Genomic DNA, 11837 nt, shown 5'->3' with positions numbered 1-11837 from the left:
AACAGATTTAAAATTAGATATATGAAGCGTAATATTTCTTTCCAGGCCCAAAGCTGCTGTGTCTTTTGCTATCTAGCGTTTCCATTTCACAAGAGATTGACCATTCCTTGGGGATAACATTATGTATCAAAGCGAAATGTTGTTCTTCAACTTTTGTGGATAAATATGTGGATAAGTTGTGGATAAGTTTTTTAACTAATCTATTGGGAATGGCGTATTCTCGCGTTTCATGCACGATTTTCGCCACGCATACCCACCCCATGCCAACGCATATGCCAGCGTCAGCCCTACCAGGTCTGTTGCCAGGTCGCGCCAGTCGTCCCCGGCCAGCCACCTGTGCTTAAAAAGGAGTTGTGCTGCCTCCTGGATTACTCCTACAAGAAGCAAGCAGAAATAGAAGAATGGCTTTTTCCGCAGTTTAGGGAATACATATATTGTGCCTAGCCCTAACAAAAGAAAGAGGCTTATGTGTCCTATCGCGTGCTCAGTGTCGTTAGCAAAGATCGTAAAGAGCACATGCCCAAAGGTGGCCTATTTTAGACCCAGCCATTCTTCGGGAAAGATGATCCAGGCGACCAGAAGTAATAACGGCCATAGACGTGTCAACCTCTGGATATGTTCTCTCTGCATTTCTCACCTTTCTCTATCTAAAGTAAATTTAGCATCTTTTGATAGAGCTTACACATTTATTTCAGGTTCATCAAGGACGCGCGAGCACTTCACGCGGCACTTGAGACAATGAAGGTGTGGGAAATGATAGATGAGCGAAGTAGTGGCAATGGGATTCGAACCCATAACCCCCGTCTTATAAGGACGATGCTCTCACCATTGAGCTATGCCACCAGGAAGCGCAGAAACTGAATATATCGCTATGTTATATTCAGCCGCCAAGCTAATAGTATGTATTTTTTCGATGTGTTGAGTGAAATGGTGCGTTGTTACTGCTTTTATATTTGACAAATTAACATTAACTTTGCGTTTTGTCAACTTTATTTTCAAACATTATTGGTTAAAGAAAAATAATAAAATCTTTACAGAGCTAAAGGTACAAAAAAGGGGGAGTAGCCGCGTACGTGAGTAGCGGCTATACTGTGCTATATGGGGCGATGAATAAAGAGAGGTTGTATCTGTATGGATGAGAAGAAGGAAACATCGAGGATCGAGGCCTTTAGCGATGGCGTGTTTGCCATCGCTATTACATTGTTGATTTTGGATGTAACATCTGCGTTTAGTGGCGCATCAAAGCTTGAGCTCCTTGGCTTGCTTCGCCAACAGTGGACGGTGCTGCTGGCCTTTTTGCTGAGTTTCGCTACCATCGGTATTATGTGGCTAAATCACCATAGACTATTTACGCTGATCGTGCGTGTCGATCATACCTTGCTGGTGCTCAATCTCCTCTTGTTGCTGGCCGCAACCGTGGTGCCCTTTCCCACTGCTTTACTGGGCCGATATGGCGCGGATATGGTGAATGGCGTGGATGTAGTGAAGAATGAGGTCAGTTTTGAGCAGGCGACCATTCTGTATAATGGCGTATTTCTCTTTGTGGCGCTTGGCTATCATCTGCTCTGGCTCTATGCCACATATAAAGGACGCCTACTGAGTCCAAATGTAGATATGGAGGCAGTCAGGCGTATTGATCGGCAGTACTTGCTGGGACCACTTTTTTACACCATTGCTTTTGCCCTGGCTTTCGTAAATCCCTGGATCAGCCTGGCGGTGAATATCTTACTGGCGATCTTCTTCCTGCTGCCAGGGATCGCACTTTCGACAAGCCAGAAGCCAGCATAAGCGATAGTGGAGGGTGTGGTCAAGCCCATGGGCTGACCACACCCTCCACTATCGCTTATTCTTATTGTACGCCGGAGACGGTGTAGCCAGCGTCGTCGAGGGCGGCCTCGATTTTCTCCATGGAGACCTGCTCAGGCTGGTAGCCAAAGGAGACGGTCTTCGTGGGGAGGCTGATGTTGACGTCTTCGACGCCATTCAGTCCGGTGAGGGCCTTGTTGATGGCATTGACGCAGTGCTCACAGCTCATGTCAGGCACTGAAAGCGTAATTTCTTTCATGCTGTACTCCTCTATCTTTAATGCGGAATAAGGTGGATTTATTTATTGCCAGCGACGTTGTAGAGTTGGAGCAGCTCATCGATAACCGCCTCTTCCCGTCCCTCCTTGATGCCCTCCACAACGCATGATTCCAGGTGTCCGCTGAGAATTAATTGCTCAAGCTTCTCAATGGCCTTGCGGACAGCATGTGTCTGACGCAACACATCTACACAGTATTTGTCCTCTTCGACCATCTTGCGAATACCCGCGACATGACCTTCAATGTAATTGAGCCGCTTCAGGACATCTTGCTTTTCGGCTTTCATTCTTTTTTCTCCTGCTTCTTCATCTCAGCAACACGACTGGTCACCTTAGCCGCTGGCCTGCTTGATCTGTTTTATCTATACCCCACACCGGGGGTATGGGGTGTATTATAACATGTGTTATTGATGTCTACAAGTTAGGCCGATAAAATTTTTGGTATTGGACGCGCTGAAGCCCCATTCGGGGACAGGCTGGTCCCTACCGCGTGGGGAGCGTCTCTCCAGTTTGTGTTGAATGCGTGAAAACATGAATTGTACCCTCCGGGTAGGGGTTGACTTCTCTCTTTTTGTGATATATAGTGTCTTCTATACCCCTACCGGGGGGGTATGGATAGCAATCTATACCCTGGTAGTAATGCGTATGCTATGTGTAGGGTCCATGCTGGCATGGGCTCTGAGCGAAGCGACTTTCCCCAAGCAGGAGTATCAACCTGCGGACATACCTAAGATAAATCATGGATCTTGAGTCCATGCCAGCATGGACCCTACGATAGTATAAATTTGGTGTGATCTGATTCGTTTGTTAGAACGAGGTTCGTTCTTATGAATATGAAAATGCATATGCCGCTTGAGAGTTCTTCTCAGACGACATATACATCCGAGCAGCTCTCCTTCGCGGTGGAGGGGATGACCTGCGCCGCCTGCGCGATGCGTATAGAGAAGGGCTTGAAGAAGCTGCCGGGTGTGAATGAGGCCAGCGTCAACCTGGCCTCTGAGATGACAAGCGTGACCTTCAATCCCCAGCAGGTCGATTTTGCGCAGATAGCACAGAAAGTAGATGCCCTGGGCTATAAGGCTATTCCACCTGTGGCCGCTGTGACGGCCGAACCGCAGGAGGCACAGATCCTCTTCGCGGTGGAGGGAATGACCTGTGCCTCTTGCGCGATGCGTATAGAGAAGGGCTTGAAGAAGTTGCCAGGGGTGCATACGGCCAATGTGAATCTGGCATCTGAGCAGGCAACAGTGGTCTATGATCCCACGCAGGCGCAGCCGGAGCAGATGGTGCAGAAGGTAGATGCCCTGGGCTATAAGGCCATTCCTCGCGCCGATGTGGTGGTTCGTCCTGCAGACGAGGAAGAGGAGGAGGGCGAGGCCCTCGATCCCCTGCAGCTCATTGCCCAGCGCCAGGAGGAGCAGAGAGCGCGCCACCGCGCCGAGCTTGAGCGTAAACGCAGCCTGCTGATTGTAGGTGCCATCCTGAGCGCGCTTGTGGTCTTCTTCAATATGTTCTTTATGGGTGCTGGCATGCCCGGCATGGGCAATATGAATACCATGCTGCTGGCGTTTACCGCGCCGGTCTGGGGCATGGTTGGTTGGGAGTTCCACCGCAACGCGCTGAAGAATCTACGCCATCTGAGTGCCACGATGGATACCCTGATCTCCTTTGGCTCGACGGCGGCCTTTGCTCTCAGTATCGCAATCACCTTTAATCCCTCGCTGGGAACTATGACCTTTTACGATACGACCGCGCTGATCATTACCCTGATCTACCTGGGTAAATACCTGGAGGCACGCGCGCGTTTACGCACGAATGATGCTCTGAAGAAGCTGATTGGCTTACAGGCTCACGTGGCCCACGTTGTGCGCAAGGGCCAGGAGATGGATATTCCCGTGGCGCGGGTCCGCGTGGGCGATATCCTGCGCGTGCGCCCTGGTGAGAAGCTCCCCGTGGATGGCGAGGTTTTGGGGGGCCAATCCTCTGTCGATGAGTCGATGCTGACCGGCGAGAGCCTGCCTGTCGAGAAAGCTGAGGGCGACACGGTCATTGGCGCAACCCTTAACCAGCAGGGGCTGTTGCAGGTCCGGGCGACCAGGGTGGGCGCCGATACTATGCTGGCCCAGATCGTACGTATGGTAGAGCAGGCCCAGGGCTCAAAAGCCCCGATCCAGCGCCTGGCCGATACTGTCTCGGGTATCTTTGTTCCAGCAGTGCTCGTAGTTGGCTTGCTCACCTTCATTGGCTGGTTGATCTATGGCAACCTCTTCTCTCTGCCCCCCATGATGATGCCGATGTATATGGGCGGTCACCCGATGAACATGCTCATGCATATGGACCCCACCGTCAACGCCCTGGTAACGGCGATCACGGTCATCGTGGTGGCTTGCCCCTGTGCGCTGGGTCTGGCGACCCCGACGGCGATTATGGTTGGAACAGGCAAGGGTGCCGAGCAGGGCATTCTCATCCGCGGCGGTGAGAGCCTGGAGCGCATTCAGGCCATCGAGGCCGTCATGCTCGACAAGACCGGTACTGTTACGCAAGGCAAGCCTGAATTGACGGATGTATTAGTTCTGGATGAGACCCTGGACGAGGAGACGCTGCTGCGGCTGGTCGCGCAGTCCGAGCAGGGGTCAGAGCATCAACTGGCGGCGGCCATCGTCGAGGGGGCGAAGGCGCGGGGCCTTGCCCTGGCCCCGGAGGGCTATCCCACGCGCTTCGTCGCGCTTCCAGGACGGGGCGTCGAGGCCCTGGTTGAGGGGCATGAGTTGCTGATTGGGAATCGGCGTCTCCTCCAGGAGCGCGGGATTGCCCTTGACGCGCTACTGTCACAACTTGAAGCCCTGGAGCAGGTGGGCAAGACAGCAATGCTGATTAGTGTGGATGGCAGGCTGGCGGGCCTGGTCGCCGTCGCGGATACGGTCAAGGAGAGTTCGGCCGCTGCCATCGCCGAACTGAAGCAGCGCGGTCTGGCGGTCTGGATGATTACCGGCGACAACGAACGCACAGCCCGGGCCATTGCCGAGCAGGTGGGCATCGATGCCGAGCATGTACTGGCCGATGTTCTGCCCGAAGAGAAGGCCAGGCAGGTCAAGAGCCTGCAAGACCTGGGCATGGTCGTGGTCTTTGTGGGTGATGGCATTAATGACGCGCCCGCCCTGGTGCAGGCCGATGCCGGCATTGCCATGGGAACCGGAACCGATATCGCTATGGAGGCGGCGGATATTACTCTCGTGAAGGGCAATCTGCAAAGCGTGGTGAGCGCGCTGGAGCTTTCGCGGGCCACAATGCGTACGATCAAGCAGAACCTCTTCTGGGCCTTCGCCTACAATGTGCTCTTGATTCCTACGGCCATTCTCTCGCCGCTGATCCCCTTCCTACAGACCCAGGCCCCCATCTTTGCCGCCGGCGCAATGGCGCTCTCCTCCGTCACAGTAGTGACAAACTCCCTGCGTCTGCGCGGCTTCCGCGTTAAATAATGGGTAGGGTTTCACCTCAGTCGGGTAAGGGTGTGGAGGGTGCTGGCTGCCGCAGGCAGCCAGCACCCTCCACACCCTTACCAGGGCGAGCGCCGCAGGCGCTCGCCCTGTAGCCATAAGATGTACCGCCAGATTATGTTATAATCTGGCGGTACATTTGTATTTCTTTTCCGTTTTTGCCCCGCTGAGCAAGAAAAGCAAATTGGGAGAGTTTGATCGTCTGTGTCGTTTGTTGGGAAGGCTGGCTGACCTGCAATGCTCATTACGCGTATTGAGTTAGAGAATATCAAGAGCTACCGTCATTTTAGCGTAGATTTTCGCCGTGGGACGACGGCCATTAGTGGCGAAAACGGAGCCGGCAAGACCACTCTGGTTGAGGCTATTGGTTTCGCCCTTTTTGATTACCTTCCTTACAGCCAGGCGCGTTTCGTGCGCGAGGGCGAGAAGTGGGGCCGGGTACTTGTCCATCTGCTGGGCGGAGATGAGCGTCCGTATGTCGTGGAGCGTCGCTGTGGCTCCGGCTCGCGCTGGCTGATTCACGATGAAGAGGCCAATATGCGCATCGAGCAGGGCGCGGATGTGCTGGATAAACTACATGAACTCTTCGGCATTGATCGCGAACGTCCGCTCGATTCGCTCTTCCGCGACGCCCTGGGCGTCCCCCAGGGAACCTTTACCTCCATCTTTCTTGAGGCGGCGAGCAAGCGCAAGCAGACCTTTGATGCGCTGCTCCAGATTGAAGATTACAAGGCCGCCGCCGAGTATCTGTTGGATTCGCAGAAAGATTACCGCGAACAGATGCAGCAGCATCAGAGCCGCATTGACCAGCTTGAGTATGAGACGCGCGAGCTTGAGCAGTGGCGTGAGCAGTTGAAGCAGTCTCGTCAGGAGGACGCGCAGCAGAAGGTGCGTAATGCCGAGCTTACAACAACATTGGCACAGCTGGAGAAGCGCGAGCAGGAGCTGAATGCGCAATATAACCAGCTCCAGGATCTACGCCGCTCTTCCGAGGCGCGTGCTAGCCAGTATGATTCTGCCCGTAGCATCCTGGCAAACTATCAGCAAGCTCTGGCACAGGCTCAGGCCGCCGAACAGATTGCCCGCGAGGCAGAGAAGGGGTATCAGCAGTATCTTCAGGCTGAGAGGGCGCTTGAGCAACTGCGCGAGCAGGAGCAGCAGCGCAATCGCTTGCTTAAGGAGCAGGCACGTCTAGGTAATAAACACGCTTCGATTGAGATGAAGGCGAAGGGGCTGCATACGCGTTTGCAGGAGGTAGAGCAGGCGCGCCAGCGTATCGATATGCTTCAGCCAGATGTACTGCGCCAGCAAGAGTTGGAGGAGCGACGCGATGAGCTACTTCAGAATGTCAAGCTCTATAAATCCATTTGTGAAGAGGGACAGAATCAGCGTGAACGCCTGGAGAGCACGAAGAAGACTGGCGGTGTGCTGGAACAACGTATCGCGGTGATTGAACCATTGGTAGAGCTGGCGCAACGCCTGCCAGAACTTGACCAGGCCCGCTCGCGCTTGCAAGTACAGAGTGTCGAGCGCAAGAACAAGTTTCAGCAACTAAATGAGAAGCGGCGCGCCTTGCATGAGCGACGCGATCAGCATGCGCCCCTGCTCACCAAACTCCAAAAGGCCGAGCGCAATGTCCAGCTTATCGACGAGAATCGTGCTGAAGCGGAAGAGATGCCTGCGCTTCAGGAGTGCTTGAACGAAATCAACGCCCGCCTTCATCGCCTGGATGGCAATATCGAGGCCTATAGCGATTCCCTCAAGCAGTCGGCGGGCGGGCAGTGTCCCCTCTTGCGCGAACCCTGCCTCAACATCAAGAATCGGGGTATGGTCAGCCTGGAGTCCTATTTCGAGAACCTGCTCATCGAGGAGCGTGCGCAGCGGCAGCAGGTCCTCACTGAGCGCAAGAACGTTGAGACTCGCATCGAGCAGATCAAAAAATATGCCGATGCCCTGGGGAAATATAGCCTCTATGTCGAGAAGCGCGATGATCTCAAGCGGCAGATGCAGCAGCTAGAGAGCGAAATGGAGCAGCTTGAGGAGGCGTGTGCTGAACTGGAAGCCCAGCTTGAGATGCTCAAAGAGCATGATAGTCGGATGCGTGAAAACGAAGAACAGTATAAAGAGAGTAAGCTGGCAAGCGAGAAGGTCGCCACCCTGCCAGGGCTGCGCGATCAGCTCCAGCAAAACGAGCAGCTCATCACGCAGTACGAGACCGATATCCAGACGATGCGCGAACGCGCCAACCAGCTACGCGATAGTGAGCCGCGTCTACAGCAGGTCAACGAGCAATTGACGGCCCTCAACGATCCACGCGCGCAACTGCGTGAGCAGCGAAATATCGTCGCACAAGCTGCCCAGTTTCAGATGGAAGTAGTCGAGGCGGAGCAGGAGCTTGCGGAACTAAACACCCAACTCGCCGCCCTGCATGAACAGCTCGCGGCCTACTATGAGCTTGATGCCCATATCGAGGGGCAGGAGAAGCTACGCCAGCGCTCCCAGGGTGCGCATCAGAACTACCTCAAGCACATCGAGCAGGCGCGAGCCTTGCCCGAGCGCGAGCGTGTCTGCCGCCAGCAGGAGCAGGAGACCGAGCAGGCCCACCAGCGTATGCGTGAGGCCGAGCAGGCATACATGCAGGCCCGAGCCACTTTCAATGAGCAGGAGCTTGATGAGGTGCGCAGGCAGCGACGCGACCTGCACGGTGAGATTAGCAGCCTTGCGGAGAAGATGCAGCAGATCCAACGTACCATCAACGAGGCCGAGCAGCGTATCCAGAACGCTGAGCAGCAGTTGCACGAGCTGGAGGGGATGCGCCAGGAGTACCGCGAGCTGGAAGACCTGCACACTATGATGGAATACTTCCGCAAGGTGATCAAGGAGGCCGCGCCCTACGTCCTCAAGGCCATGCTCAACGATATCTCAGCCGAGGCTAATCGTATCTTTGGCGAGATCATGGGTGACCGTAGCGCCCAACTCTCCTGGCAGAACGATTACGAGGTGGTGCTACGCCGTCAGGGTGTATCGCGCACCTTCGCACAGTTGAGCGGTGGCGAGCAGATGAGCGCCGCCCTTGCTGTGCGCTTGGCCCTGCTCAAGAAGCTCTCGACGCTCAATCTCGCGTTCTTCGATGAGCCAACGCAGAACATGGACGAGCTACGCCGCATGAACCTTGCCGAGCAGATCCGCCGTGTGCGTGGCTTTGAGCAGCTAATCGTCATCAGTCACGACGATACATTTGAGCAGGGGCTGGATAGCCTGATTCGTCTGCGCAAGGCCAGCGGCGAGACCCAGCTCCAACACGAGGGATTATCCGAGTCATCCTTTAGCGACGAAGCGCTCTACCCCAATGGATCCAACGAGCCTTCTATGGAGCATGTCTAATGTTGACACAACAAAAAGGAGTTCGCTCATGCTGCACAAAGGCAAGCTGCTCGCTGCCCTGAACTTGAAGCGTGGTCAGTTCTCGCTCTATGACGGCAACTTTGGCGACCAGCTCAAGTCCTATCGCCATGTGCTGGAGAACCTCTATCATCGCTATCCCTCCAGCGCCGCGCTGGAGCAAATTCTGCCGCCCGCTGAGCCGGGGATGCCCTCTGCTGGTGCTCGCCCAACCATCGAGTTTGACCACTGGCTGGCTGAGGCCGCTTTGCGTGAATACCGTGCGCCCCACTATCCCTTTGGTCAGGCCTTTGCCAATCATGAACAGGCCAATCAGTGGGCCGAGTGTATCGAGGGCGTCACCACGATTGCCGTGGATGGCAGCCAGTTGCTTCCCTGGCGCGATGCCTCGATTCCAGTCGCGCTGGTCCAGGTGGGCTTTTTTGTCAATCCGCACGGGCACAACCGTCCCTACACGAAGGATGTACGCCTTGAAGTGTTAGCCCCGGATGAGATCATGGAGGATGCGCGCAAAGAAGGGGATGACCCCGATAGCTATCCCTACTCCGATATGCAGGTGACGCTACGCCGCTATCTGCTGGAGATTGAGACGCTTTGTAATCTGATGGAACAGCAGGCGCGTAACCGTCGTGTCGATGATCCTGCGCATAGCCCCGTGGTCTTCTTCGATGGCTCGCTGGTGGTCTCGTTCGCCTTGACTATGCTTCCGCAGTATCGCCAGAAATATGTTGATTCAGCGGTAATGCTCCTAAAGCTCTCCGAGGACCTGCGCGTTCCCTTGATTGGGTATATCGATACCAGCTATGCCCGCGATATGATTACCATGCTGCGCCGTGTGGATGGGGCCGACCGTCAACCCATTCTGCGTGATACCAAGAAGATCCACGACGCCTTGCTCTGGCAGGGACATATGAGCTGGGGTGATCGCACTCCTGCCATGCTGTGTGCGCGTAACGATATCCTTGATAGCTATGGACCCTATCGCGATCGCGTCGCCTTCTCGTATCTGCAAACTTCCTCTACGCGCCCGCCTGCTCGCCTGGAATTCCCGCGCTGGATGCTTGATGACGGACTTGTAGAGCCAGTGATGGATGTAGTACGTGCCGAGATTATTATTGGCAAGGGCTACCCCTATGCGATTGAAACCGCCGACCAGGTCTCGGTCATTCGCTCGGTTGACCGCGATATCTTCTACAACCAGTTTCAGGAGTTTATCCAGCACCAGGGCATGACATTTACCTACTCACAGAAGTCCATGAGCAAGGGACGCCGCCGCTATCCTTAATTTACCCCTCTTTGAGGAAAGGTTCTCCCTCGCTCATGTGTTATACTAACTTACAATAGAGAGAAGAGTCATTAACCTGGAGTCAATTGTGTGATGGAGGTTGGCAGAGAGAGCCAGGCAACCATCGCATACATTATCCGAAGATACCCATCACACACGTAAACCAGAGTCAATTGTGTGATATGGTTTGGCAGCCTTCGGCTGCCAAACCATATCACACAATATAACTAGCGCCGCAGGCGCGAGAAGTGAGAAACAGAACCTAACACATATGTCTCGTTCAACAACACACACTTTCACTTGCCCCTGTGGCGAAGTGTTTTCCAGTTCAATATACGAGTATGTCAACGTCGCTAAAGACGCCGGTCTCCGCTATACCGTGCTCGCGGGCCTGCTCAACGTCTCCGTCTGCCCCAATTGTGGACTGAAAGCGGCTATCTCGACGCCTTTCATATATTCAGACCCGGCCCACAATTTGTTGGCCTATGTCCATCCACGTGGCGATGCTCCTCAGGAGGCGCGGCTGCTCATCTTAGAGAATCTGCGCTCGGCCTATGAGAACGTCGAGGCGCTGCTCGTGGCTCGTGATAGAGCCGATGGGGCTGGTGATCATATCGCGACGCTCTCCCCTCGCCAGGCCCAGGACCTGCCCCCATTGCAGGTGGTCTTTGGCCTGGATCAGCTCTCAGAACTTATCAGTGGAGTACTCGCGCCGGAAGAGCGTTTGGGTAAGCTCGCACTGAGCACTCAGAGCCGGAATGATGCGGAGCGCGGCCAGTTTTACAGTATCGCGCGCAAGCTTGCCAGCGAGATGGACTGTAGCGTGGAGGTGGAGAGTCTCCCCGACGAATACGTTGTCTGGCTCTATGGCTCACGGCGTCAGATCGGTGCCCTTATGCGCGAACTCGCCCCTGGAGGGTAATCATAAAAACATAATTGATGGTGTGGATGACGAGGCTTTGCCTCGTCATCCACACCATCAATTATGTTTTTACAGGATAGAGTAGGATAAATACCATGATTACCATTGGTGTACTGACGATCAGCGATGGTGCCTCGCATGGGCAGCGGGAGGATCTGAGCGGGGCGCGAATCCGTTCCCTGGTGACGCAGCTCCCAGAGGCGCTTATTCAAGCGGGCGCAATCGTGCCAGATGAGCGTGACCAGATTTCAGCCCTGTTGCGCGAGTGGTCCGATGAGAAACGCCTGAACCTTATCTTGACGACCGGCGGGACTGGCCTGGCGCCACGAGACGTCACCCCCGAGGCCACACTTGACGTTATCGAGCGCGAGGCTCCCGGCATCGCCGAAGCCATGCGCTTCAACAGCCTGCAATATACGCCTATGGCGATGCTCTCCCGAGGCGTGGCAGGCGTGCGTGGCAACTCGCTCATCATCAACCTTCCAGGAAGCCCCAAGGCCGTCAAAGAATGCCTGGAATATATCCTGCCCGTCCTGCCCCATGCCATCAACCTGCTCATCGAAGGCCCAAAGGAACATTAAAGTAGGTGAGCTATGGATTGGCAGCCTTCGGCCGCCAATCCATAGCTCACCTACAATGATAAATGGA

At 54.8% G+C, this 11837-nt stretch carries 8 protein-coding genes and 1 tRNA gene; 6 read left to right on the top strand and 3 right to left on the bottom strand.

The window, feature by feature from the left end; translation table 11 throughout:
* Positions 1–770: 770 nt before the first annotated feature.
* Positions 771–843: transfer RNA gene (locus JMJ04_RS08345), tRNA-Ile, on the bottom strand.
* 288 nt (positions 844–1131) lie between these two features.
* Here JMJ04_RS08345 and JMJ04_RS08340 point away from each other — a divergent pair.
* Positions 1132–1788: a TMEM175 family protein gene (locus JMJ04_RS08340; protein WP_201370062.1), complete on the top strand. Its 657-nt coding sequence runs from the start codon at positions 1132–1134 to the stop codon at positions 1786–1788.
* 61 nt (positions 1789–1849) lie between these two features.
* On the opposite strand, the gene JMJ04_RS08335 is transcribed toward JMJ04_RS08340, so the two are convergent.
* Both JMJ04_RS08335 and JMJ04_RS08330 read right to left on the bottom strand, forming a co-directional pair.
* Positions 1850–2065, bottom strand: a complete 216-nt coding sequence (locus JMJ04_RS08335) for a heavy-metal-associated domain-containing protein (protein WP_201370060.1) — start codon at positions 2063–2065, stop codon at positions 1850–1852.
* 38 nt (positions 2066–2103) lie between these two features.
* The gene (locus tag JMJ04_RS08330) at positions 2104–2370 is read right to left on the bottom strand and encodes a metal-sensitive transcriptional regulator (protein ID WP_201370059.1); all 267 of its coding nucleotides are present in this window, start codon (positions 2368–2370) and stop codon (positions 2104–2106) included.
* A 558-nt stretch (positions 2371–2928) separates the two neighbouring features.
* Between JMJ04_RS08330 and JMJ04_RS08325 the strand changes: the two genes are divergently transcribed.
* The 5 genes from JMJ04_RS08325 (at position 2929) to mog (ending at position 11770) form a co-directional block, all read left to right on the top strand.
* The gene (locus tag JMJ04_RS08325; protein WP_476630024.1) at positions 2929–5562 is read left to right on the top strand and encodes a heavy metal translocating P-type ATPase; all 2634 of its coding nucleotides are present in this window, start codon (positions 2929–2931) and stop codon (positions 5560–5562) included.
* Between the two features lie 255 nt (positions 5563–5817).
* Positions 5818–8964, top strand: a complete 3147-nt coding sequence (locus JMJ04_RS08320) for an AAA family ATPase (protein ID WP_201370055.1) — start codon at positions 5818–5820, stop codon at positions 8962–8964.
* Between the two features lie 28 nt (positions 8965–8992).
* A complete protein-coding gene (locus JMJ04_RS08315; protein WP_201370054.1) occupies positions 8993–10267 on the top strand; it encodes a DNA double-strand break repair nuclease NurA in 1275 nt (424 codons plus the stop codon).
* Between the two features lie 271 nt (positions 10268–10538).
* A complete protein-coding gene (locus JMJ04_RS08310; RefSeq protein ID WP_201370052.1) occupies positions 10539–11189 on the top strand; it encodes a CpXC domain-containing protein in 651 nt (216 codons plus the stop codon).
* Positions 11190–11284: 95 nt separating this feature from the next.
* Positions 11285–11770 (top strand): molybdopterin adenylyltransferase, encoded by a 486-nt coding sequence (gene mog / locus JMJ04_RS08305; RefSeq protein ID WP_201370050.1) that lies wholly within the window; start codon positions 11285–11287, stop codon positions 11768–11770.
* The last annotated feature ends 67 nt before the right edge of the window (positions 11771–11837 follow it).

Source organism: Ktedonobacter robiniae, from assembly GCF_016587375.1.
GTDB classification, from domain to species: Bacteria; Chloroflexota; Ktedonobacteria; order Ktedonobacterales; family Ktedonobacteraceae; genus Ktedonobacter; species Ktedonobacter robiniae.
The sequence above is the reverse complement of the archived record's forward strand: the minus strand, read 5'-3'. Positions and strand labels throughout refer to the sequence as shown.